This is a genomic window from Colwellia polaris, assembly GCF_002104515.1.
Taxonomy (GTDB): Bacteria; Pseudomonadota; Gammaproteobacteria; order Enterobacterales; family Alteromonadaceae; genus Cognaticolwellia; species Cognaticolwellia polaris.
In genome coordinates this window covers 264,215-290,006 of record NZ_NBOE01000001.1, presented here as the reverse complement: position 1 = coordinate 290,006, position 25,792 = coordinate 264,215, and the positions used below count along the sequence as shown (strand labels likewise).

Sequence of the window (25,792 nt, the reverse complement as noted above, 5' to 3'; positions counted from 1 at the left end):
TTACCAATATATATTGCCTTATATCGACTATTCTTCGGTTAAATATCAAAAAAATAGCGATAAAATCACTAAAAAAGCCTCAATCGCCAAATTATTTTTGATTAATTATGAAATATCATAAGTATTTACAGATCTGCTAAGCTGACATAAAACGCTAATAACTAGCCATAGAGTGCAAAAAAAACGCAAATATAGTTATGCAATAAAAATGAATAAAAACGGAGAGGCCTTTATTTTATAAGGGCTTCAGCGCATTTTGACAAGACAATACCTGTTTTTTCTGTCATAATCCGTGCCTATTTTTAATTTGTCGTGCATTTAATAATGCATCACTCGTTAATGCATGTAGTTTTGTTAGCGTTAGCTATCGCAAAACAATGATTAATTACAATATCCTAAATATATAAGGAATTTACAATGTCTAACCACTTCCCAGTAAATCGTGAATTATTTGATGATGTTATGGTACCAAACTATTCACCATCTGCTGTTATACCTGTGCGCGGCCAAGGTTCGCGTGTTTGGGATCAACAAGATCGTGAATTTATCGATTTTGCCGGTGGCATTGCCGTAAACTGTTTGGGACATTGTCACCCAGTCTTGGTTGGCGCATTGACTGAACAAGCAAACAAGATTTGGCATTTATCTAACGTTATGACTAACGAGCCAGCATTGCGTTTAGCGAAAAAACTAACTGATAGCACATTTGCTGATAAAGTTTACTTTGCTAACTCAGGCGCTGAAGCAAACGAAGGCGCCTTAAAATTAGCGCGTCGTTGGGCATTAGAAAACTACGGTGCTGAAAAGTCACAAATTATCGCATTTAAGCAAGGTTTCCACGGTCGTACATTCTTCACCGTAACTGTTGGTGGTCAAGCAGCTTATTCTGATGGTTTTGGTCCTAAGCCTGGCGATATCGATCACGCTGAATACAATAATTTAGACAGCTTAAAAGCACTTATGTCTGATAAAACTTGTGCTGTCGTTATGGAACCATTGCAAGGGGAAGGCGGTATTGTTTCACCTACTGATGAATTTGCTAAAGGTGTACGTGAATTATGTAACGAACACAACGCATTATTAATTTTTGATGAAGTTCAAACTGGTGTTGGCCGTTTGGGTGAGTTATACGCATATATGGGACTAGGTGTTACTCCTGATATTTTAACAACTGCCAAAGCACTTGGTGGCGGCTTCCCAATTGGTGCGATGATCACCACAACTGATATAGCTAAGCACTTAAAAATTGGCACACATGGTAGTACATACGGCGGTAACCCACTAGCTTGTGCTGTAGCAGAAGCAGCCTTTGATACCGTAAATACACCAGAAGTATTAGATGGCGTAAAAGCCAAAGCTAAACTTTATGTTGCTGGTCTTAATGCCATCAACGCAAAATACAATGTATTTAGTGAAATTCGTGGTAAAGGTTTACTTGTTGGTGCAGTACTTACCGAAGCATACCAAGGCAGAGCGAAAGACTTTTTAAATGCAGCCATGGAAGAAGGTGTAATGACACTTGTTGCCGGCGCTAACATTATTCGTTTTGCCCCTTCATTAGTTATTCCTGATGAAGACATTGCTGAAGGTTTAGCGCGTTTTGAAAAAGCTGTAGCCAAATTAGCTAAGTAAGTTTCCAATATAATAGCGCTCAAAAGCCTGACAATAGTCCGGTATTTGAGCGTCTCATTGAGAGTTTTCTATGATTATAATACGCCCTATTCAAAGCAGTGATTATGATGCATTGCATCGTATTGCTGTTGAGTCAGGACATGGTTTTACATCACTGCCCGTAAATGAAGAACTACTAAAAAAACGCATTTCTCACGCTGAAGTGTCTTTTAAAAGCATAGTTTCACAGCCTGGCAATGAAGGCTACCTGTTTGTTATGGAAGATACAGAAACAGGCGCGGTAGTTGGTACAAGTGGTATTGAATCTGCTGTTGGTCTAGATGATGCATTTTATCATTACCATTTAGGTAAAGTTGTGCACAGCTCTCGTGAGCTTAATATTTACAACACTGTTGAAACATTATCCTTGTGTAATGACTACACAGGCGCTTCTGAAATCTGCACCTTATTTTTGAGCGAAACTCACCGTAAAAACCGTAACGGACGCTTTTTATCACGTTTTCGTTTTCTATTTATGGCAGAGCATACTGAACGTTTCGCAGAAACTGTTATTGCAGAAATGCGCGGTGTTTCAGATGAAAATGGCGAATCTCCTTTTTGGAAATGGTTAGAAGAGCACTTTTTCTCTCTCGATTTCCCTACGGCTGATTACCTTACAGGGATAGGTAAAAAAGAGTTCATTGCTGAATTAATGCCTAAATACCCAATTTACGTCAACTTGTTAAGTAAAGATGCACAACGCGTGATTAACAAAGTACACCCGAAAACAGTACCTGCCTTAAGGTTACTTGAAGCAGAAGGTTTCTCGCGTCGCGGTTATGTTGATATTTTTGATGCCGGCCCAACGGTTGAAACACAAACAGCATCGGTGAAAACAGTACGTCTAAGCAAAAAGCGTCAAGTTATCATTGGTGACGTTGCAAACGACAATAACTACATCATTTGTAATGACAAAGTTGCTGATTTCAGAGCAACACAAGCCGCCATATTGCTACGAGATACCGCCAAACAGGTCGTGTTATCACAAACGGTTGCCGATGCATTAATGGTTAAAGAAGGAGACTGGGTACGCCTAGTTTCCAATTAATCAGTAAGATAACTCATTACTAAACTCATGAGCGAAAAACGCACAGAGGAAATAAGCATGTCACACAATATACAATTGATTAATGGTCAATGGACAGCAGGTTTAGGCCATGAAATTTTTTCAAAAAACCCAGCTAAAAACGAAGTCGTTTGGCAAGGTAATACAGCCACTCCAGCACAAGTTGGTGAAGCCGTTATGTCTGCACGCGCTGCTTTTGAAGCTTGGTCAAATACGCCTATTGAAGCGCGTATTGCCATTGCCGTTAAATTCGCAGAATTATTAACTGAGCACAAAGAAGCTTTTGCCACCACTATTGCCCTTGAAACCGGTAAACCACTTTGGGAAACCCGTACAGAAGTAGGCGCTATGGTAGGCAAAATTGCCATATCTGTGCGCGCAAACGAAGAGCGTACGGGCACGATTGAAAACCCTATGCCAGGTGCAAAAGCCTTTATTCGTCATAAGCCTCATGGTGTTGTAGCGGTATACGGTCCTTATAACTTCCCTGGTCATTTACCCAATGGTCATATTGTACCGGCACTTATTGCGGGTAATACCGTCGTATTTAAGCCAAGTGAATTAACGCCTATGGTTGCTGAAGAAACCTTAAAGCTATGGTTAAAAGCAGGTCTTCCTGCTGGCGTTATCAACATGGTACAAGGTGAAGTTGAAACAGGTAAAGCACTAGCAAACCATCCACAAATTGACGGCTTATTCTTTACCGGTAGCTCAACCACAGGCCATTTCTTACATGAACAGTTTGGTGGCCAACCGGGTAAAATATTAGCGCTTGAAATGGGTGGTAACAACCCATTAGTAGTTAAAGATGTTAGCGATATCGATGCCGTAGTGCACGATATCTTACAATCTGCATTTATTACTACAGGCCAACGTTGTACCTGTGCTCGCCGCTTATTTATTGAAGCCGGCCCACAAGGCGATGCTATTTTAGCTAAGTTAGTTGCGAGTACTGAAGCGATTAAAATTGGTTATTTTGATGATGAAGAGCAACCATTTATCGGCTCAATGATTTCTGAGAAAGCTGCTTTAGGTTTAGTTGCGGCACAACAGCAATTACTTGACCTGGGCGCTGAATCAATCGTTATGATGAAGCACCTTGAAACAGGCACAGGCTTCATCTCACCGGGTATTGTTGATGTTACCAACATCACAGAAATGCCGGATGACGAGCACTTTGGTCCATTATTAAAAGTTTATCGTTATACTGATTTCGACGCGGCAATTGATGAAGCAAACAATACATCATTTGGTTTATCTGCGGGCTTATTAAGTGACAGTGAAGACTTATATAATCACTTCTTCCGTCGCATTCGCGCTGGCATTGTAAACTGGAATAAGCCAATTACTGGTGCCAGCAGTGCAGCACCGTTTGGTGGCATTGGTGCTAGTGGTAACCACAGAGCAAGCGCATTTTATGCCGCTGATTACTGTGCCTACCCAGTAGCATCAGTTGAAGCTGAAAAAGTATCATTACCTGCTGCGTTAAGCCCTGGTTTAACTATCAAGTAATCAGTACAAACGCACCGAAATGAAACATTACTGCCCATTAAAAAAAGCTGGGATCCGTCCCAGCTTTTTTAAAAATATCGACCAAATATAGCCACCCATCCTGAGTGGTTATTCATCGTTCTTTGCTTAAAATTTCTTCAATACACTATTGAAAGATTAACTCAATAACCACATATACCGCTCAGTAAATTTGAGATATTGACACTAATTTTATTTAAGTATTTAGGAAATTAACATGACACCGGTTAAAGATTTATTTAACAACATATGGCAAAACTATCTGGAAGTTACTCCTTCAGCAGATAAAGTACACCAACTTTTAAGCAACGGTGAAGAACTCATCAATGATCATGTTGCTTACCGCACATTTAATATTGCGAAAGTTAATATCGAAAAAATCTCAGCACACTTACTTAACTTAGGTTACAAAGAAGGTGGTGAATACCATTTCGAAGCTAAAAAGCTTTATGCAAAACACTTTGAGCATACCGACACTAACCTGCCTAAAGTATTTATTAGTGAATTGTTAGTGGAGGAGTTTTCACCTCGCGTTCAAGCAATTATCGAAAAAATGGTCGCTGGCATAGAAGAAGCTGCCATTAATGCAGAAAGCTTTTTATACTCAGGTACACACTGGCAGGTTAGCCATCAAGAATACTTAGACTTACTTAGCGAAAGCGAATATGCCGCTTGGGTAGCAGCTTGGGGTTACCGTGCCAACCATTTCACAGTAAGCATTAATCACTTAGCCAACTTCGACTCTATAGAAGCTGTAAACGAAGCCGTTAAAGCGGGTGGGTTTAAGCTCAACACCACAGGTGGCGAGATCAAAGGTGATGAAGGCGTAAAATTAGAACAATCTTCTACGATGGCAGATCACGTAATGGTTGAGTTTTCAGATAAAACCGTTGCTATTCCAAGCTGTTTTTACGAATTTGCCAAACGTTACCCAATGGAAAACGGTGAGCTCTACACGGGTTTTGTTGCCGCATCTGCTGACAAAATATTTGAAAGTACCAACACTGCTGCATAATGGCTTAATTATCAAGGGCACTTATACTTTCCTAGTAATAGGTGCCAATTTTCATTAACCTATATTGATATATTATTTTTTAATGCATAGACATTTTTCAGTTTTGTATTAATGAACAACATTAAAGTACCGTAAGAATAAAGCATGAAAGAAAAAACAATGATAACCCATACAGATGGTTACATTCATATAATTGAATATCTAACTGCGCATTTAAGCTTATTTGAAAACAGTTCAACTATCGATAATACTGGTGATTCAGTGTTAGAAGTTATTGAACTGGAAATGAGCGAACAGATTATGGCTTTATGCAGCCAAAACGAAAGCTTAACTTTTGAACAACGTAATACCATTATTCGAGAAATTGATGTTATAGTTTATGACTTGCAAGAGATTTTGTCTGGTGTGGTCAATAGCCCAGTATCTGCTCAGCAATCAGCTTTTATCAAAGAATTTGCTATTTTAATTAAAAATTTATTTGATACTGAAATTAATCAATAGCATTTACTGTCGACCAATTAACCCCTTTATCATAAGTAACCTATGTTAACTGAATTACCTCAAAACCATTTATGCACCGTAACGTTATTAGGCAACTTAGTAAACAAGCCTGATATTCGCTATCAGGCTAATCCTGTGGTTGCTTTCGCTGAGTTCACACTAGCAACACATAGTCGTTGGTTTGATAAAACCACTAATAAATTCAAAGAATGGACAAGTTATCATACGGTCAAAGTTATAGGTGATATTGTTGAACGTGCACTTATATTTGCCGAAAAAGGTGACATTATTTTAGTGCAAGGCTATTTAATTAATAGTAAAAAAAATAATCGTGAAATCATCCACGCGAGTTACGCCCAAACGTTCCCAAAAGGTTACGCTCAATCTATTAATCAAATTCATTACTCAGGTAAAATAACCTCTGAGATAAATGTACTAACCACCGAGCATAACAAAGAGTTAACAGAAATAACTGTTGAGTCTGAGCAGCAAATTTTTTCTCTTATTACTCACAAGTATCACCTGGTTAAAATACAGCGACCGATACACGTTTGGGGCAAACAAGCACTCTACCTTGCCGAGCATGGAAAAATAAATGATCAAATAATAGTTGACGGGAAATTAAGCTATCTTAATAATAAGAATAAAAACCAATTCATAGATGCTCAACAAGCTGTTTTAATAAGCAAAAATTAAACGATAGCTGCCTATGATAAATCATCAAAGGAAGTAATATTTAATGCATAAAGGAAGTTGCTTCAATCGTTGTAAATTAAGATTAGTTTTTATCATACTAACCGTTATTAATTTCACGGTGTATGCTCAAACTTCAGCAGTAAATGAACTCGAGTTATCTGCAATTGCAAGCCTTGATAATGCGGCATTAGACAACGACCAGTGGCAAACAATATTACCTGTTCTAGGTGACCAAGATCATTACTTTATTGCATCACGAGCTGGAAACATATATCAATTACATAATAACAAAGTGTCTTCCACTGCCTTTTTCGATCTGAAATTAGCGCTACAAAATCCTGATATTATTACGTTAACTGCAATTACCTTAGACCCAAACTTCCATTATCGTGACAAAGACGGTTATCACATTTTTTATACCGCTCATACTGAAAAAATTAATAGTTCATCTCCAAAATTATCCCCTGTTAATACTGAAGTTAAACCACTTTACGATACTGTTGTAACGCGCTGGAAAGTTACAAATCTTCAGCATTCAACTCCTCAAGTAAGTTTACAAAATGAAGTACTACGTATTGCAATTATGCAAGTGAATGAGGCCATTCAGCAACTCAGTTTTAATCCGTATATTGAGCCTTGGCATGATGATTTTGGTTTGCTATTTATAGCCCTTGCACGTAACGAAACTTTAAAAAATGAAGCCCTTTATGCTGGTGCTATATTACGCATAAAACCTGAAAAGTATGGTTTACAGAATTATACCATCCCCGTAGATAATCCTTTTACAAAAGTAGCTGATATACAGAATGAAATTATTTTCATTGCCGGACAAAAAACTCAGCATTTCGACTGGATAAAACAAAGTACCTATAGCCTGCTGGTGCAGTATAACCAAACAGATAGTAAAGTACTTATTGAGGCCAAAATAGGTGATGATTGGCGCGAAGCTGTTCCTGATAATCAAATTAAAAAACACTTACTTAAGACAGCTAAAAAGCACAAAACCTTAGTTTACCAAGGCCGAGATTTAAAAAGTTTATGGGGAAAAGTATTACATTTACAAGAGAATGAAAATGAATGGCAACTCAACGCTTTAACCATTAACTCAGTCAACGATGACAGTACACCTAGCAGAAATATTTCGCATAAACTGATCAATCATAATACCAAGGGCCAGTCACAATTTAGTTTACATCAAAAGCATAATGGCGAGTTATTACTGCTTGAGCATAGTCAGCAACGTTTATATGCAATTAAAAAACCGACTGCGGTGCTAACTAATGTTATTGACAAACAAGACTTAACAACTGACTCAACTAAACCTAACTTATTGTGGATAACATTTTGTTTTGTGCTTATTTTAATCGGCATTATTTGGTATTACAGAAACAAACAGGCTCAGAAACAAAGCTTCTTTCAGCGTCAATGGGCAAACTTTGAAGTCAATCTGCAAACTCAGTCTGTATCACTTTATAAGCGACACAATAAAACCCCTGAAATAAGTATCAATATATCGTCTCTTGTTGGTAGTGAAATATTATTAAACGATGAAGTTATCTCAACGGTGAGTGCGAATGAAGATCAGCCTTTCTCTAACGAGCTAGAAGATTTAGTCTTAGCCACTTTTGGTAATGAACATCGCATAAAAATGATGAATGACAAGCACAGGAAAATACAGCTGTGCTTGAGCGATGAACATAAGCAAAAGTACATGATCTGCCTTTATTATCGAGTGGGGAATATTCGCCATACTAAGTTAAAATATCAACAAATAATTGATAAAGCTATCGACTGGCAATGGCTGTTTTCAGAACTAAAAAATCCAGCTGCAACCACAAAACGAAAAATAAAAGCTAAGCCAGTTATTAAAAAAACAACTACGCCTAATAGCAAAACGACAACTTCAAGTACTCCTGAGCCTGAGTTTTTTGAAGACAACTCAACCATGGTAACTCAAAACAATAATGATTTTATCGAGCCAAGCACCATCAATATAGCAACAGAAACTAGCACCAATGCAATTGATGGCAATGAAGCTAGTGATACTAATAGTGCACTTGTTGCGGATCTAGACAAACTCGTTATGATGAAAAAACAAGGTTATTTAAATGAAGTGGAATTTAATGCAGCGAAGGCCAAAATTTTACAAAAATTTAGCTAATAATTAAACTAGTTTCATTTAGCTGGGCCCAGTAACAATACCTGTTTTAGTTTTGCAATCACGCTAGTCTTAAATAAGTTTGTCTAACATACGACACTATTTACAGCTATAATTTCAGTGTATTTTCCATCACAAATAACCACATCGTATGTGCAGAGTTTTACTGTATTTACTGGTGAGCAACGATATTTAAAATGATAAAGATTACGCGTGATTAATAATAATTCTGCCGCCAAATTAACCTTGTTCGCCACAATTGTGTCTTTATTGTTTGCAATTACTTTAGCGACAATATTTTTAGGTAGTTATGGCGATTATATTCAACAATATTTGAATACCCTCATACCAAAAACCTTATTTGGCGCTTTACTATTTGGTCTACTACTCGCTCCTGCAATAGCGATAGGGCTACCACGCCAAATTGCGGCATTAAGTGCCGGCTTTCTATTTGGCGCTGGCTTTGGTGTGCTAGTAGCTACTACATCCGCCATCATAGGCTGCTTAATGACATTATTCTTGGCGCGAAAATTATTTCATAACCTTGTTGAGAAAAACTATCCTCAACCTTTAGCTAAAGTAAGCTATTTTTTTCGTCACAACACTTTTATGAAAGCCCTAATTATTCGACTAGTGCCCGCCGGCTCTAATTTCTTAACCAATGTACTTGCAGGAACCGCTAGAACACCTGTGTCGCCCTATATTTTGGGTTCCGCTCTCGGTTTTATACCGCAAATGACCATATTCTCATTAATGGGAGCAGGATTGCAGGTGAATGGTCAGCAGCAACTGATCAGCAGCGTTATACTTTTTGGCATCGCGCTCTTGCTAAGTGCTTACCTATATCGCAAAAATCACCACAACTTACCTTTGCAATAGTCACTTTGGCTGTTTTATATAAAAGAAAGGTTTAGCCCTGATTAATTGAGAATCTCCTCGCAATTAACTCGTCATTATAAACACAGCAAACAGCACTAAGCTTTTAACTTTTAAGTGCTTAGCGATTAGGTGTTTATAATTAGATTTTTATAATTATGTGTTTAGACAATAAGTGTTCAGGCAATAAAAAAAGAGGCCGTAGCCTCTTGTTCATATCACCTGAGTAATCTTATTTATTTTAGCGTTAATAAGTAATTTACTAGGTTAATGTAATCTTGCTCAAAGTTATTGCGGTCTAAGCCTTGTGCATCAACACGGTATTTACCGTTAACAATTACTGCTGGCACGCCTTTTAAAGCACCTTTGCTGGCAAAGTAATTCTGTTGCTTCTTCATAGCTTTCGCTTTACTTACCATACCAAAGCTTTTCATCAACTTATCGAATTTTTCGCCATCGGCACCATTTAGAACGAAAACATTACGAATATCTTTTTCTGATGTAAATACCGCTTTTTGTATATGTATATAATTGAACATTGCGCCAATTACTTTTTTCTCTACACCCATTTGGTGCGCAACAACAACAGCTTTAGTTAACATGCCTTGCACTTTAGGAGAAGCAGCACGTAAAAAGTCAACGTGGTTCATTACGAACTTAGTATCTTCTGGAATAGAGGTTTTTAACTTCGCCATAAATGGTTCAAATTGAAAACAATGAGGACAATAAAATGAGAAAAACTCGCGTACTTCTGGCTTAGCGGTAATTTCTTCATTAACTTTAGTGTAATGCTCGCCTTCAGTATAATTTGCTGCGAATGCGAATACTGGTAACAACATTAAAGCGAATACGCTCACTAACTTTTTCATAAAAATATACTTCCTAATCATTAAAAAATAAAAATAACATGGCTAAACTGACTTAATAAGGCAGTAAGCTTAACGGAGGCTGCTGTAATGCCGACATTTGCTCTTTTAGCATCAAAATTTGTTGTTCCCAATATTTCTCAGTATTAAACCAAGGAAAATTATGAGGAAAAGCAGGGTCTTGCCAACGTTTGCATAGCCAAGCCATATAATTAACTACTCGCATAGTACGCAATGATTCAATTAAAGGCAATTGATTGGTCTCAAAGCTATGAAATTCATCGTAGCCTGACAATATAGTATCTAGCTGCAGTAACTGTTGTTGACGGTCACCACTGAGCATCATCCATATATCTTGTACTGCTGGCCCTGTTCTGCAATCATCAAGATCAACAAAGTGAGGGCCTTTATCTGTCCATAGAATGTTACCCGCATGACAATCACCATGAAGGCGAATTTCTGATGTAGGTTGATATTGCTGGCTCGCAAGCTTGATTACTTGCTCTAAAATAGTGAAGAACGGCAATGTTAAGCTAGGCGAAACAAAATTAGACTTTTCGATGACCAATTGCGCCTGCTGTAACATTTCTTCACTGTTAAATGCAGGTCGTTCAGTGAAATTATTTTTCGCGGCAACGGCATGAATACGTCCGAGAAAACGCCCCATCCATTCTAATTGGTCTAAGTTATCAACCTCAAAAATTCGGCCACCACGACACGGAAATATTGCAAAGTGATAGCCTTCATATGAAAACAAAGACTCACCATTAATTTTCATTGGCGCTACTAGCGGTAATTCATTATCTGCTAGTTCGAAAGAAAACCTATGTTCTTCTCTAATTTGCGCTTCAGTCCAGCGTTGTGGACGATAAAACTTAGTAACATATTTTGTTTTATCAATATCGTGAAATTGATAAACACGGTTTTCATAACTATTTAATGCTAATAAACCACTATCAACAATTAGGCCTGTGCTTTCTAAACCATCAAGAATTAAATCCGGCGATAGCGAGGTAAAATCAAATACTGACATTAGCGCTTATTAAAGAAGCGGCTTTCATGTTCAAGCTTAACCTCATCCGTGTCTGATACTAATTCAACAACAAAACTTATATCTGTCATATAACCCTCTAATTCGTATGGGTCTACTGAAATACTAATGGGTAAGGTGAACACTTTAGCCGCCTTAACAAACACTTCTTGTTCGCCGTGCCATTTAGTATTTTCAATGCCTTTTATTGACAAGCGATAGTGATTATCTGTTTGAGATTTATTCAGTATTTTCAGCGTATATACATTCTCAATATCACCGTTAAAGTTCTCTTTAGCTAGCTCGTTTCTATCTCGAATAATGTCTAAAGATACCGGTACTCTGTTAGCCATTTCAATCACCAACAAACTGGTCATTACAATTAAAACAAGCGCATAGCCTATGAGTTTCCCACGTACAAAATGAACCTTCTTACCTTCTAATTCATGTTCGGTCGTGTAGCGTATTAAACCTTTGTCGTAACGCATACGTTCCATAACATCATCACAGGCATCTACACAGGCACCACAGTTAATGCACTCATATTGCAACCCGTTTCGAATATCAATACCGGTAGGGCAAACCTGAACACATAAATTACAATCGATACAATCGCCTAAACCAACATCTTTTGGTACATCTTTTCGACTACGTGGTCCGCGATTTTCGCCACGCTTTGCATCATATGAAACCGTTAAAGTATCCTTATCAAACATAGCTGATTGAAAACGTGCATACGGACACATATGTAAACACATAATTTCGCGCATCCAACCAGCATTACCATAAGTACAAAATGCAAAAAACCATACAGTTGCCGCTAAGGCAAACGAGGCGTTAAAGGTGAAGAAATCAACGAATACCTCACGCATTGGCACAAAGTAACCGGCGAAAGTTAAAGCCGTTAAAATAGAGAAAAAGCCCCAACAGAAGTGTTTAAGTGCTTTTCGCCAAAATTTATTTGCATTCATTGCTTGGCTATCAAGCTTTTTTCGCTGGTTGGCAGTACCTTCTATTTTTTCTTCAAACCAAATAAAAATAAAAGTCCATACTGTTTGAGGGCAAAGGTAACCGCACCATACACGGCCCAAAAAGGTTGTCACAAAAAATAGTAGGAATGCGCTAAGAATAAATATCCATGCCAGCAAGGTTAAATCTTGCGGCCAAAGCGTAACGCTCCACAAAGTAAAGCGCTGCTCACTTATATCAAATAAAATGGCTTGATGACCGTTATATTGTAACCAAGGTAAAACGGCAAATAATGCTAAAAAGAAAAAATTCATCTTCTTGCGAAGTTGTTGAAATACGCCTTTTACTTTTCGAACATAAATTTGATCTCGAGGCGCATATGATTCACTTTTAACCGGCTGATGAATTTGAACATTTTTAATTGGAATTTGCTGACTAGCTTGAATGTTTTTATCTTTAGAGTTCAAAACGGTTCCTTTAAGACATTAAGGCTATTTGATTATAACGGATCAGTTAGCATTTCTTATCAAAAAATTAGCAATAAATTGTAAAGAATTGCTTTGTAGGTATAAAATTGAGTACTCTAGCGCTATTCTTATGGCATTTCGTCTAAAAAATCGATAATACTGTGTGTAATAGCTTCAATAACATCATCTAACAACATGTTATTTGTACGCGCACATGATTATAAGGCAAGGTATGAAAAAATTATTGATCTTGATCGTCGCCGCTGCATTATATTTTCATTATTACCCTAATGAAGAGCTAAATAGCTGGTTATTTAAACAAAAACAAACAGTACTCAGTTATTTTTCAGATGCAACTGACACAAAAGTTCGTCTAAAATCAGATAAAATTTATCAAGATTTAGTAAAGGATTTTGGCCAATTTAACAGCCAAGAAAAAGCATTTGTTACAGAAATAACCAGTAGCCGTGAAAAAGTAAAAAACTTTAACGAGCAACATTGTAAAACTAAAAAGCAAACACCAAAGTTACATCGCGATAATTTTACTAAGGTTTGCTTTACCATTAGTAAATACAGTAATTTATTATAAACATCATTAATATATGACGATTAGCCTGCTTGCTAATCGTCATACTTTGTTTAACGTTTGCGTTAAGCTCAAGTAAAACCACCTAGACTGCACAACTTATTAATACATCTAAGCGGATAACTAACCAGAAAACTAAGCAGCAAACGAAACAACTAACTAGGCCGATAACTTCGCCAGTACCTGTGCAAATCGTTCTGCACTCTCTTGCCCTAGAACATGTTCGGTATCACGTATAATCCACTGTCCATTTACCATAACGTCAAGTATCGGGTTGCGTTGACTTGCAAATATTATACTATCGAGTAAATGCTTATCATCGTGAGCAAATAAGCGTAATTGGCTATCATCTAACACTAATAAATCCGCTTGTTTATTTATCGCTAATGCTCCCGTATTACTATTGGTACTTTGCGCACCTCCGGCAGCAGCTTTTTGCCATAAGTTTAGTCCAACCGACTTCTGCTCGTTATTCGCTAACAATGCGCGCTTTTGTTTACTTAGTCGCTGTGCATATTCAAGCCAACGTAACTCTTCAATAGGATTAACTGAAATATGACTATCAGAACCAATAGCGAAAGTGCCATTTTCCAGCAAAAATTCATCCGTAGGGAATATGCCATCCCCTAAATTAGCTTCCGTGGTTGGGCAAATACCTGCAATAGCTTTACTGGCAATTATACCTTGGCGCTCTTGTTCGTCGATATGCGTTGCATGGATTAAACACCAGTTTTTGTCTAATTCAGCATTATTAAGTAACCACTGTACAGGCCTTTGGCCATAATGCGTTAAGCAGTCTTCAACTTCTTTTTGCTGCTCAGCAATGTGGATATGAATAGGTGCTTGTGCATCGAGCATGCGAACATGCTCAACGGCCGCGAGCAATGAGCTTTTATCTACTGCGCGCAAAGAGTGCGGTGCAATGCCGACATTACAGTTGTCTTGTTTTTTTGCGAGATTAAAGCATTCGCTAACTAAATCGTTAAACTGCTCCACACTATTAATAAAGCGTTTTTGGCCATCAGTAGCAACCTCAGGGCCAAAACCGCTAAAGCGATACAACACTGGTAGTAATGTTAAACCTATACCTGAATCTTTAGCGGCATCAAAAATAGCTTTCGCCATAGCGGCTAGGTTTTCATGGTTTTTACCGTCAATTTCATGATGAAGGTAATGAAACTCAGCAACTCGGGTATAGCCCGTTTTCAGCATTTCAATATAAAGCTGACTCGCAATAACCTGCACATCTTTCGCGTTTAATTGCCCCAGAAATTTATACATAATATTGCGCCAAGTCCAAAAGCTGTCATTGCCTTCGCTCCCTTGCTCACTAAATCCTGCAAAAGCACGTTGAAAAGCATGAGAGTGACAGTTGACCATGCCCGGAATAACCACGCCTTTTGCACGTTCAGCGCCAGCGACATAGCCAGAGGTAATATCAGTAATAATGCCTTGTTCAATTGTTAAGGTTTTATCATTTGCCCAACCATCAGCTAACAATATTTTTTTGACAAACAGTTTCATTATTTCACCTATTAATCTGTAACAGTTTTGTTTGGCTGCGCTGTTTGGGTGAAAGCAATCATTGCCTTCACTAAGGTCTCAAGCTTAGGTTGTACTTGCTGCGCCAACTTTTCATCGTAAGTCATCGCTTGTTCATTCATATAAGTAAATTGCGACAGCTCTAATTGAAGCGCATGGAAGCCGTTATCAGGTTTACCGAACGCTCGCGTGATATAACCGCCTTTAAATCGGCCATTGCATACCATGCTATAAGGCGCGTAATCTAAGTTAGCTATCGTTGAAATTAATTCAGCGGCACAACTTTTACCGTCAGCATTACCAAAATTAAAATCAGGTAATTGGCCCTGAAAAAACCTCGGTACATGTGAAAGAATTGAATGAGCTTCAAGTAACAACGCTTGGCCAAACTCAGCTTTGATTTCCTGCATTGTTGTCGCTAAAGCTTGATGATACGGTTGCCAATAGCACTTTACACGTTCCTTTATTTGCGCCGGAGTAGGCTCACAACCGGCTTGGTACAAAGGTGATAAGTCAAAAGCTGTCGTTGGACAAAGTTCAGTATTATTAGCGCCGGGATATAAATCAACGCCTTCAGGATCACGGTTTAGGTCAACAACGTAACGACTAAACTTAGGAATTAATATGTACGCACCCAATTCTTTAGCAAACGCGTATAAACGATCCATATACCAGTCAGTATCGGCTACTTCACGCCCTTTATCTGTCATCACCTTAGCAATAGCATCTGGAATGGCTTCACCGTTGTGCGGCATACTAATAAGTAAAGGTACAGAGCCTTTAATTAACGTGTAGCTGTTCGACATATAATCCCTCTTAATTTAAATTGTATATACAACTTTTTAAATATAATTTACCACTTCATAAGCAAAACTGGAAACCATTTCGGTCTTTAAAGATAAATTCATCTTGGAAATATTTGCCCTTAGCATTAATACTGAAGCTACTTTCAAGCAGAATAAATAGCATTAAATATAGTTTGCATACATAAAATCGTGTACAACTTAGTTATCAATCGCTTTTATTGATTATTAAGTGCAATATTAATCACTTTATTAATAAGCAGCCATATTCGATAATAAGTGCATGTCGAACAACACTACTATTTTATAAACTATAAACGGAGCCATTATGTTAGAAAATAAAGAGCAACAGAAAGTCCCTAATGTTACATTCACATTAAGAGCGAATGACGAGTGGACAACACGTACTAGTGATGAAATTTTTAACAATAAAACTGTAGTGGTTTTTTCATTGCCTGGTGCTTTTACCCCTACCTGTTCATCTTCACATTTACCTCGATACAACGAATTAGCGCCAACACTATTTAAAAATGGTGTCGATGAAATTATTTGTATGTCTGTTAACGACACCTTCGTTATGAATGCATGGGCTGAAGCTCAAGATGCTGACAATATTAGCTTTATACCAGACGGTAATGGGCAATTTACTGATGCTATGGGCATGCTTGTAGATAAAGCTGATATTGGCTTTGGTAAGCGTAGCTGGCGTTATGCCATGCTAGTGAAAAATGGCGTTATTGAGAAAATGTTCATCGAACCTGACTTACCAGGCGACCCGTTTGAAGTTTCAGACGCTGACACTATGTTAAAGCATATTAATCCTGCGGCATGTCAAGTATCTGCGATTACCGTATTTAGTAAACCAACTTGTCCATACTGTAAAAAAGCAAAAGCATTGTTAACTGAAAAAGGCTTAACATTTGAAGAGTTAGAAGTAGGTAAAGATGTTAATTTAACCATGTTTAAAGCCATAACTAATTCTGATACTGTTCCACAAGTATTTATCGATGGCAAAAACATTGGCGGTAGCGAAGCATTAGAAGCTTATTTTAGTTAAAAATTACGGCCAATAAGCTAAGCTTTATTCTCACATTGTTTAGCTTAATCATTATGTAATTAAAAGCTTGATAAAACGGCGCACTGCGTCGTTTTTTGTTTTTACCTATTGAGTCACACCGTGGTAGAGTAGAGTACAAATTAGTTAAGGCCTAAAATATGGATCACCAACCCTACAACCCTTTACACGGGATAACGTTAAAAACCATTGTTACCCAATTAGTTGAACACTTTGGTTTTACATATCTAGGCAAAGAAATAAAAATTCGTTGTTTTACTGATGATCCCAGCATTAACTCAAGCTTAAAATTTCTTAGAAAAACCCCTTGGGCAAGAGAAAAAGTTGAGACACTTTATATTCAACATAAAAGTAAATTCAGCGATGAAAACGAGCCTGCCAATTAGCATTAACATATAGCTCAAAAGTATTTATCAATGAGTCAGTAAAATGTAAAACTACATACATATAACCATAGAATTTTTTCAATATGACAAACACCCACCACTATATTTTAACTTGGCAATGCCCAGATACTTCTGGCGTACTGGCAAAAGTTAGCCAAAGCTTATTCGAACATGGCGCGTTTATTACTGAAACTAGCCAATACAGTGACCCTTATACCGATACATTTTTTTCACGCATTGCTTTTGATGATCGGGAACTAACGGTAAGTTTTGAAGAGTTTAGCCAAGCCATTGAACTCTTAGCAAAACCACTAAACATGAATTATCAACTGCGCAAAAAAGAAAACTTTCCAAATGTAGTTATTGCAGTTTCAAAAGACGATCATTGTTTAGTGTCGTTATTAACCAAATGGAAAGCCGGCGTATTACCGGTAAACATTGTAGCGATAACCTCAAATCATCAAGACTGTCAGGCGCTAGCACAATGGCACAATGTACCTTTTCATTACTTACCAGTTAATAAAGAAAATAAAGCCCAGCAAGAGCAAGCCTTATTAGACATTTATCAACACTATAATGGCAATTTATTAATACTTGCTCGTTACATGCAAATATTATCCGATGAACTTTGTAATAAGTTACGCGGCCAAGCCATTAATATTCATCATTCATTTCTCCCTAGCTTTAAAGGTGCAAAACCTTATCATCAAGCACATAAACGCGGCGTTAAAATCATTGGTGCTACTGCACATTATGTTACCGCTGACCTTGATGAAGGGCCGATTATTGTGCAAGAAGTCAAGCCGATCAATCATGCTTTTACTATTGAGCAAATGGTGCATTCAGGACACGACTTAGAAGCTACGGCGCTATGCCATGCGGTAAAAATGCATGCCGAACAACGTATTTGTATCAATAAAGACAAAACCGTTATTTTAAACTAGCTTAAAAAAATAAGAATATTAAATAGTCGCCGCTAACGCTTATTTTCAGGCTGTTTTATTGAAATAACTCTGCTACATTGGAGCACAAATATCTAGTCAACATTTGTGCGCCAATATGATCCAATATCAAATTTCTCCTCTTAACCCAAATAGTCACTTATTTGAGGTATTACTGTCTTTTAAAAGCACGATAAATCAAAGCTATACCCTAACGCTACCCGCTTGGTTGCCGGGCAGTTATATGATCCGTGATTTTGCGAAAAACATTACCGAAATTGCTGCCGTTAACAGTGTAGGTGAAGTTATTGAATTAACTAAAACTGACAAACAAACCTGGTTATTACAGGCAAGTGATGAACAAGTACAAGTGCGTTATCAAGTATTCGCTTTCGATCTATCCGTACGCACCGCCTATTTAGACAGCCAACGTGGTTTTTTCAACGGTAGTTCAACATTTTTACAAGTTGAAGAATTAAGCGCACAACCTTGTCAGCTTAAAATACAACCCTCAGCCTTAGCTGAACATAATCAGTGGCGTGTAGCTACAGGGTTACCCCGAGAAAAAGGCACAGAAAAGTATCAGTTCGGTAATTATATTGCCGATAACTACCAACATTTAATTGATTGCCCAGTAGCCATTGGGGAGTTCGATAGCACTGAATTTACCGTAGAAGGTGTGGTGCATCACTTAGTATTTACCAGTAAACATTATGGTGACACACAACAATTAGCCGACGATGTTAGTAAGTTATGTCAGCACCATATTAATTTGTTCGGTGAGGCGCCGTTCAAAGAATATTGGTTCATTACCCATTTACTCGCCAACGGATTTGGTGGTTTAGAGCATAAAAACTCAACGATATTACAAGCGAGCCGCTTCGACTTACCCAATGCGCAAAAATCATCAGAGCGTACTGAAAATTACAAAACATTCTTAAGTTTATGCTCGCATGAATATTTCCATTCAGTGCTACAATTAACCAAAATAAATAATCTTCCATTAGCTGCTTAGAATGATCACAGAAAAATTATCAGGGAATGCGATTTCATATCGCCGATTTTCATCTATTGAACAAGCCCAAGGCGATAGTCTTAGAAGGCAAAAAGAATCATTTGAAACATTCAAGGAAAGGCATGACTTAGAAGTTTTAAGTGAAGTTGAAGACCTAGGAAAAAGTGCTTATCACGATGAACAATTCACTAAAGGTGGATTGGGCGCACTTGTTCAAGCTATTGAAGATGAAAAGGTTGATGTTAAATCTAAACCGTTTTATTTGATCATGGAAAGTTTAGATCGATACTCAAGAGCACATCCACATGAAGCTTTAGTAAGCTTTCTTTCATTATTAAATAAAGGTGTAAATGTAATCACATTAAGTGATCAGCAGTTATACAAACAAAAAGCCTCACCTGACAGCATTATGCTCGCTCTAATGCAATTATCTAGAGCAAATATGGAGTCAGAAATTAAATCGAGCAGGATAAAAGAAGCTTATGCTGAAAAATGGAAAAGTTACCGAAATGGTGTTGGTAGAAAGTTAAATTCTCACCCAAAATGGTTTAAACAGGTTCAAATCGAAAATTCTAACGAGTGGCGATTAGAGCCAATCCCTGAACAAGTTGAAGTTGTTAAACGTATTTTTGAAATGTCTCTTGTGTACGGTAAACCCACTATTTGTTCTATTTTAAATGAAGAGGGTACACTTTCTTTTACGGGTAGAAAGTGGAAAACATCCAGCATTGTAAATCTTTTCAAAAATAAGCGAGTTCTTGGACAGTTAGATATTTGCACGAAGCAAGAAGATCCTGAAACTAAAAGACGAGTATCAACACCTACAGGTGAAAAGATAGAAAATTTTTATCCTGCGATTATCTCTGAAACTTTATTTAATAAAGCGCAAGAAAAAGCAGAAGAACGATGTATTACTATATTTAACAATAAAGATCATGGGAAAAAGCCGCAAAAAATAAAACGAGGAATTGGTGGGCGAACTGGTAACAAAGGGAATATCTTCACAGGGTTATTGATTTGTATAGAATGCGGTAAAAACTTTTCACATTACACCAGCACTTATACCAATAAAAAAACAGGAAGAAAAATAGTTTACCCAAACTGTAAGTGTATTGATTATGCGAACAAAGCTGGTTGTACAAATAAACCTATTCGTTTTGATTACTTAGAAAAATTATTTTTTAAATTTATTAAAGAAATTAATTTTACTTTGTTGTTTAACAATAAAAATCGAAACATGAGAGTCAATTCAATTAAAAATGAATTAGAAAAAGTTGATGCTAAGAAATTAGAGATTAACCAACAAATTGAAAATTTGACGTTATTAAGTTCAAATATAACAACGGGCAATATTCAGCAAATAGCGAAACAAATCGATGAAAAAAATCTTTTATTACAGGCAATAGATAATCAAGAAGATAAGCTAAAAAGTGAAATATTAGAGATTAATGAAAGCATAAGTTTAGCAAATCAATCGCTCAATAATATGTGCGATATATACAAGCAAGTTATGCAAAGTGATGATTTTGAACAAAAGCATAAACTACATAACTTAATTAGAATATCAATAAACGGTATATTGCTCGATGGTCATAACAAATATGCCACTATCTTATTGAACAAAAATAAACTTAGAAAAGCATTTTTATCAACTTTATCAATTGTCGATGATCAGGTGGTGTTTGATATAAACCCTGACGACTTTTCTGAAACCTTTTTAGTTCGCTTTCCTGTAGATAAAAGCTTTTATGAGGCAAGTGCAGAATTTTCATCAGAACATATAGTTATGATAAGAAATAAAATGCACCCTGATCTTGATTATATTCATAAAATTAATCGAGCAATTAGACTCAACAATAAATATTATCAGGAAAATAAATATTTAAAATTTGGTCAAGATCGTGAAGAAATTGAACCGTATGATGATTCAGTGTTTGACAGTATTTTTAAACTAGCTACAGAGCAAATTCAGAAATTAGTCGCAGGTAAAGAGCTAGATATTCAAGTTTCAGGCGTACAAAACATTGATAAATTTAAAAGCATTACCGATCATTTCAACAAAATTGATTCAATGTTTGACGATTGGAAAATCAAACAAGTAGATACGGTTCACCCTCCCCATTTTATTTTAGGTAAATACCCTGAATTATTTAAAATTCCTGAGCCTAAAAAGCCTGTAAAAGAGAATCCATATTATGAGAATATTACAAAGTAATTCTGAAAGGACCCTATTACCAATGAATTTAAAGCATCTCCTAACAAGTAATGATATATGCAAAATTTTTTCTATCCTTTTAGCTCTTATACTCATTAGTAGTTGTTCCAGTACATCTAAACAATCTAGTCGTTCCAAAAGCACAAATGATAACTCTGCTACTCAACAACAGACTTCATCGCTTTCAAAAGCGTTAGCTGCACGAGGATTTTATAAATCTCGGTTAGGTAATATTAATTATATCAATGCCCCGCAATGTGCAAACTATCAAGTGCAAAGTCATCGTGGTGCGGTGAGACACCCTGAAAATTCGGTTAACGCTTTAATAGATGCTTTAGATAATAACTTTGATGTCGTAGAAATAGATGTAAGGGTTACAAGAGATGATGTTTGGGTTGTTCACCATGATGCTCAAACAGGGCGTGAAACAGGTACAGTAGATAATAAACGGCGTAAAATTGAATCTCTTAGATATGAAAAGGAATGGGGATATTTACGTATTAGAGATCAAAATACAGGTCGCCTACTTAGTACATTACCACCAAGCTTTAGGCAAATTGCAAGCGCATTTTCTCGTAACGCAAAATCAAAACAGCTTTTAAATATTGAAATAAAAACTAAAGCATCTATCCGAGATTTGGAAATGTTGGATTATTTAGCTTTCAAACTTATTGGACAAGGGCGTTATTTTTATTCTAGCTTAACACTAAAAAACCTCTCCAGAATGCGGGATATTAACTCAAGTGTGTTTTTGTCGTTTATTCAAAGTCCAGCAAATCGTTCACTGGCCGTATTACGTAATGATCTTGAAAAAGGTGCGGGGGCTGATCCCATATTTTTACGCAACAAAAGCTTACTTGAAGACTTAGCAGGAGTGGCAAGTCGCCGTTATAAGGAGTATCGCTATGACGATGTTCTTGGTATGGCTAAATTGAAAAAATCATTGAAAAATAACTACGGATTAGCAATGGATATTCGTCAGTATGGGCAACGTGCTAGCAAGATAAAAAGGTTGGTAGACCAACAAGGCATTCCTATTGCAACTTATACAATTAACGGCCAAGCATATCATGCGAAATCTTTATTAAGCATAAAGAGTAAAAGTAGACCAACTTCAGTAATTATTGACGATACTTTGTATGGCTTTTGTAGCGAATATGGATTGCCTGAAATGAAAAAACATATTGCCATATCAGGCTTAAGCAAACGTTTGACTATGTTACCACAAGATCTTGATCTTGAGCGGCTAGATCAAATTAACCTCTATTTTGATAGCGGTTTATATCCAGCAATTGGTGATCAATTAAAATCAATAGGCAAAAGAATTACAGCACTCAAATACACTCCTGTGATCCTAAACACTACGGCAGGAAAAAAAGAAGCAGGCTCTGCTGTTAATCTCAGTTCAGAAGAAGCAATTAAGATAGAATTACGCAAAGGAAGCGAAAAATAATGAGGTTAAAATCAACATTTTGGCGTGCAACATTTTTAATACTCAGTGCCGCATACCTGATACCTGAAGCCATTTTTAATGCCCAATTAGTCTCTCTTATTGGCTTAGGTACTCCAGAAGAAAGTGCTCTTGAACAGTTAGAAATTTATGGGAGAGCTATTTCAGGAATAGGAGTCACTTTATTAATCGCCGATTTATTGCCTGCCAAATTTTATAAAAGCACAAGCAAAGGTGTCATATCGCTTTTAATCCTTGCAGCAATCATATGGCCAACGGTTTATTTTGGTCAAAAAGCACTAGTAGAAAATTTACTAATCGCTCCTTCAAGTTCACAAGAGCGGGAATACGCAGTTTTAAGTGCTGTGTTTCGAGATGCTTTAGCAATTAATGCATTAGAAGTAGCCGACTTAGAGTATGACGCACAAGAGATGAAAACGTCAGAAAACCTAACCTTTTTAGCTCTATTTGGTGGATTACTATATGCTGACGAAACTTTAGCTGACAATCTAGAGAGCCATAAAAAAGACATTATTAAACAATTTGTTCAAAAGAAAGCATATCAAGATTTTACCCAACATTTTCAAGACTATTCAGCACTTTACGATCGACTTTCAGGCAACTACAGCGAGTATGCTAAAGGCTCCAATAAGTATAACCAAACCCTCGCAGATATCCCTAACCGTGAGCAAGGTTATTGGAAAAATGTAGAGCAAGAAGTCAATCAAGGATGGGAAAAATACCAACAAGCGAACAAAACATTTATTGCTCGCGCTGAAGCCAGAGCGCAAAAATATGGTCCTAAAATATATCAATACCATGAATCAACAAATCGCTGCTCTGAGAAATATAAAAAGTATTCTCAAAGAAGCCGAAAAGCCAAGTGTATTGAACGATTGCATGCGAGATATAAAAGGGAAATTGATAAAGCGGGTCTAGGTTATGTGGAGCCGAGTTATTGGCTTATTGTGGAAGATGTAAGTGGCTTGGAGAATACAGCAAATACTCTGCTTTCAGGTTTGCTTACTGGTGGCCTCACTACTGTAATGCAAGGTTTAAGTTTAGCTACTGGAGGTGACGGCGGAATAAAAGATAAGCGATATAAATATACGGATGATCCTGAGCATTATCAGTTAAAAATTTTACAACATCCTAATTTTCAGGCGCAATTTAAAAGTGAAACAGGCTACCCTATGGGGATTCAAACCTTGACGACTTTTAGAACGCATAATGTAACTCAACAGCGCATACGTAAATCGCTTACTGAAAAAGGGTTAACCCTCTCTAAAAATTGGAAAATTACTAATCGTAATGAATTTGCTCAGTCAGTGGCTAATAAAGTTAAAGCCGATGCCGATAAACAGTGGCAGCAAGCAATGAAGAAGAAAGGATTAGACTTACCAATAAACCTTGATTGGGATTCATTTCAGCTTCACCCTAGTGTACAAAAGAAAATTAAATTACAAATGGGCGACACCTATGTACACAACATCAAATCTGACTGGAATCAAGCAAACTTTAAACGTTATGTTCTAGATCCAAATATTGAAAAACGAACACAGCGTTATCTAGATATGATAGAAGATGCGAGGCAACATTTTGAAGATGGTGAAAAGTATGCCGAAGTAGGAAAGCAAGCTCTGAGGTCTGTAATTATTCCTCCTATTTCGATGTCACTTAGCTTATTTCTTATCTGTTTAACGCTCATTAAACTACCTGTTAAATTAGTCGAAGTTATTAAACCTAACTGGCTAGAAGGTCAAAGAAAAAGTGTTACATTTGCAATTAAGTCATTACCCCCTATTTTATTAATTATTTTACCTGTCATGTTGGTTGGCAATCAATTTACAGCACAAACAAATAGCCCCGTGAATTATTTTTTAGTCAAGGTTGAAAATGCTAGTAATTCGGTGTTTTCATATGCACTACGTTGGACATTGCATGCCCAACCTGTATTGCACCCTATGGGATTAGCCTTTGAAAATAAAACAAATATTTATCAAAATACCAAGCCATTTATTCATGTTTTAGCTAAGTTAGATGAGCAACTTCCTCAGTGGCAGCTTTCTAATAATCAAAAGAAAAATATGAAAGACGTAATAAAAGGAATAACACGTCTAACTATCTTGCCTAATGTCGAGAATACGACAATTCGAATTATGAATATTGCTCCTAAATATCAATCAGGAATGCATTTAAAGCCAGGGGCTTACGATATACAAGTATCAGCTAACGGATACGAAACCTATCGCGAATGGCATCAGTTATTAGCAGGAGAACAGAACTTAGAAGTCATTTTGCATTAAATTAGAACCTTTAAGTTCTATCAAAAATTGTATTAAAGATATAGTGCTGAAAATAATATGGTTATTTTCCACTTAGAGCACTTTAATGCTATATAATCAACCACATGGTTGACAGCTTTAGTCGCTTTGTTGTCTACCAATAATCAGTTAAGCAAAAGATATAAAAATTTTGTTTAACATACAACATCAGGTACTTGTTTTAATTGACAATTAGCTCTCTGGCAATGTATTTTAGTGTTCAATTATTATAATAAGGATGTTTGCAGCGTGTTATCTATTCCTCAGTTATTCGGCATTTGGCTGATTCTCCTAGCCTCCTTTATTACTTACAAAATATCTACTTCAGCTCCTAGTGATATAGATCGGAAATATTCCAAGACTTCATCTTTTTCTCATAAAGAGACAAAAGAAAAAGAGTTCCCTTTAGTTATAAATACTTGGCCTATTTATGCAGATATTAAAATAATGAATATTAAGCAGAAATATGAAAGATACATGCTATTACCTGAGGGGGAGTATATTATTGAAGTTTCTTCTCAGGGCTATCAAAAAAAGAAAAAAGTTGTGAAATTAAATCAACATTTCTATGTTAGAGATATTACTTTAAAGCCAAAACAAGGAAGTTAAT

At 36.8% G+C, this 25,792-nt stretch carries 22 protein-coding genes; 17 read left to right on the top strand and 5 right to left on the bottom strand.

The window, feature by feature from the left end; translation table 11 throughout:
• Positions 1-417: 417 nt before the first annotated feature.
• From B6A32_RS01295 to B6A32_RS01260, 8 genes are all read left to right on the top strand, one after another.
• Complete coding sequence (locus B6A32_RS01295) at positions 418-1,632, top strand: aspartate aminotransferase family protein (protein ID WP_085300951.1); 1,215 nt, start codon at positions 418-420, stop codon at positions 1,630-1,632.
• Positions 1,633-1,702: 70 nt separating this feature from the next.
• Entirely contained in the window at positions 1,703-2,719 is a 1,017-nt protein-coding gene (gene astA, locus B6A32_RS01290) for an arginine N-succinyltransferase (RefSeq protein ID WP_085300950.1), read from the top strand.
• A 57-nt stretch (positions 2,720-2,776) separates the two neighbouring features.
• Positions 2,777-4,249 carry a succinylglutamate-semialdehyde dehydrogenase gene (gene astD / locus B6A32_RS01285; RefSeq protein WP_085300949.1) on the top strand — a complete coding sequence of 491 codons (1,473 nt, stop codon included), beginning with the start codon at positions 2,777-2,779 and terminating at the stop codon, positions 4,247-4,249.
• A 235-nt stretch (positions 4,250-4,484) separates the two neighbouring features.
• Positions 4,485-5,282 (top strand): DUF1338 domain-containing protein, encoded by a 798-nt coding sequence (locus B6A32_RS01280; RefSeq protein WP_085300948.1) that lies wholly within the window; start codon positions 4,485-4,487, stop codon positions 5,280-5,282.
• A gap of 144 nt (positions 5,283-5,426) precedes the next feature.
• The gene (locus B6A32_RS01275) at positions 5,427-5,783 is read left to right on the top strand and encodes a DUF3802 family protein (RefSeq protein WP_332888748.1); all 357 of its coding nucleotides are present in this window, start codon (positions 5,427-5,429) and stop codon (positions 5,781-5,783) included.
• A 42-nt stretch (positions 5,784-5,825) separates the two neighbouring features.
• Positions 5,826-6,479: a single-stranded DNA-binding protein gene (locus B6A32_RS01270; protein ID WP_085300947.1), complete on the top strand. Its 654-nt coding sequence runs from the start codon at positions 5,826-5,828 to the stop codon at positions 6,477-6,479.
• A 43-nt stretch (positions 6,480-6,522) separates the two neighbouring features.
• Positions 6,523-8,640 (top strand): hypothetical protein, encoded by a 2,118-nt coding sequence (locus B6A32_RS01265; RefSeq protein WP_085300946.1) that lies wholly within the window; start codon positions 6,523-6,525, stop codon positions 8,638-8,640.
• 210 nt (positions 8,641-8,850) lie between these two features.
• Positions 8,851-9,516, top strand: a complete 666-nt coding sequence (locus B6A32_RS01260) for a TVP38/TMEM64 family protein (protein ID WP_085300945.1) — start codon at positions 8,851-8,853, stop codon at positions 9,514-9,516.
• 233 nt (positions 9,517-9,749) lie between these two features.
• On the opposite strand, the gene B6A32_RS01255 is transcribed toward B6A32_RS01260, so the two are convergent.
• From B6A32_RS01255 to ccoG, 3 genes are read right to left on the bottom strand one after another with little or no spacing between them, the layout of a single operon-like run.
• Positions 9,750-10,382 (bottom strand): DsbA family protein, encoded by a 633-nt coding sequence (locus B6A32_RS01255; RefSeq protein ID WP_085300944.1) that lies wholly within the window; start codon positions 10,380-10,382, stop codon positions 9,750-9,752.
• A 52-nt stretch (positions 10,383-10,434) separates the two neighbouring features.
• Entirely contained in the window at positions 10,435-11,412 is a 978-nt protein-coding gene (locus B6A32_RS01250) for a serine/threonine protein kinase (RefSeq protein WP_085300943.1), read from the bottom strand.
• Entirely contained in the window at positions 11,412-12,845 is a 1,434-nt protein-coding gene (ccoG, locus tag B6A32_RS01245; RefSeq protein WP_233131289.1) for a cytochrome c oxidase accessory protein CcoG, read from the bottom strand. The genes B6A32_RS01250 and ccoG overlap by 1 nt, the downstream gene beginning before the upstream one ends.
• A 232-nt stretch (positions 12,846-13,077) precedes the next feature.
• On the opposite strand from ccoG, the gene B6A32_RS01240 reads away from it, so the two are divergent.
• Positions 13,078-13,434, top strand: a complete 357-nt coding sequence (locus B6A32_RS01240) for a hypothetical protein (protein ID WP_085300942.1) — start codon at positions 13,078-13,080, stop codon at positions 13,432-13,434.
• Positions 13,435-13,590: 156 nt separating this feature from the next.
• Here the strand turns inward: B6A32_RS01240 and B6A32_RS01235 are convergent, their stop codons facing one another.
• A complete protein-coding gene (locus B6A32_RS01235; protein ID WP_085300941.1) occupies positions 13,591-14,955 on the bottom strand; it encodes a formimidoylglutamate deiminase in 1,365 nt (454 codons plus the stop codon).
• Between the two features lie 11 nt (positions 14,956-14,966).
• Positions 14,967-15,779, bottom strand: coding sequence for an N-formylglutamate deformylase (gene hutG / locus B6A32_RS01230; protein WP_085300940.1), 813 nt, complete (start codon positions 15,777-15,779; stop codon positions 14,967-14,969).
• Positions 15,780-16,104: 325 nt separating this feature from the next.
• Between hutG and B6A32_RS01225 the strand changes: the two genes are divergently transcribed.
• The 8 genes from B6A32_RS01225 (at position 16,105) to B6A32_RS01190 (ending at position 25,791) form a co-directional block, all read left to right on the top strand.
• Positions 16,105-16,833 (top strand): glutathione peroxidase, encoded by a 729-nt coding sequence (locus B6A32_RS01225; RefSeq protein ID WP_085300939.1) that lies wholly within the window; start codon positions 16,105-16,107, stop codon positions 16,831-16,833.
• A 158-nt stretch (positions 16,834-16,991) separates the two neighbouring features.
• Entirely contained in the window at positions 16,992-17,237 is a 246-nt protein-coding gene (locus B6A32_RS01220) for a VF530 family protein (RefSeq protein ID WP_085300938.1), read from the top strand.
• An 83-nt stretch (positions 17,238-17,320) separates the two neighbouring features.
• Positions 17,321-18,181, top strand: coding sequence for a formyltetrahydrofolate deformylase (gene purU, locus B6A32_RS01215; RefSeq protein WP_085300937.1), 861 nt, complete (start codon positions 17,321-17,323; stop codon positions 18,179-18,181).
• Positions 18,182-18,296: 115 nt separating this feature from the next.
• Positions 18,297-19,193, top strand: a complete 897-nt coding sequence (locus B6A32_RS01210; RefSeq protein ID WP_085300936.1) for a M61 family metallopeptidase — start codon at positions 18,297-18,299, stop codon at positions 19,191-19,193.
• A 1-nt stretch (position 19,194) separates the two neighbouring features.
• Complete coding sequence (locus B6A32_RS01205) at positions 19,195-21,408, top strand: recombinase family protein (protein WP_085300935.1); 2,214 nt, start codon at positions 19,195-19,197, stop codon at positions 21,406-21,408.
• Between the two features lie 22 nt (positions 21,409-21,430).
• Positions 21,431-22,861 carry a glycerophosphodiester phosphodiesterase gene (locus B6A32_RS01200; protein ID WP_085301512.1) on the top strand — a complete coding sequence of 477 codons (1,431 nt, stop codon included), beginning with the start codon at positions 21,431-21,433 and terminating at the stop codon, positions 22,859-22,861.
• On the top strand, positions 22,861-25,164 hold the full coding sequence (locus B6A32_RS01195) for a hypothetical protein (RefSeq protein WP_085300934.1): 2,304 nt from the start codon (positions 22,861-22,863) through the stop codon (positions 25,162-25,164). Before B6A32_RS01200 ends, B6A32_RS01195 begins: the two co-directional genes overlap by 1 nt.
• Positions 25,165-25,431: 267 nt before the next feature.
• The gene (locus B6A32_RS01190) at positions 25,432-25,791 is read left to right on the top strand and encodes a hypothetical protein (protein WP_085300933.1); all 360 of its coding nucleotides are present in this window, start codon (positions 25,432-25,434) and stop codon (positions 25,789-25,791) included.
• Position 25,792 lies beyond the last annotated feature (1 nt).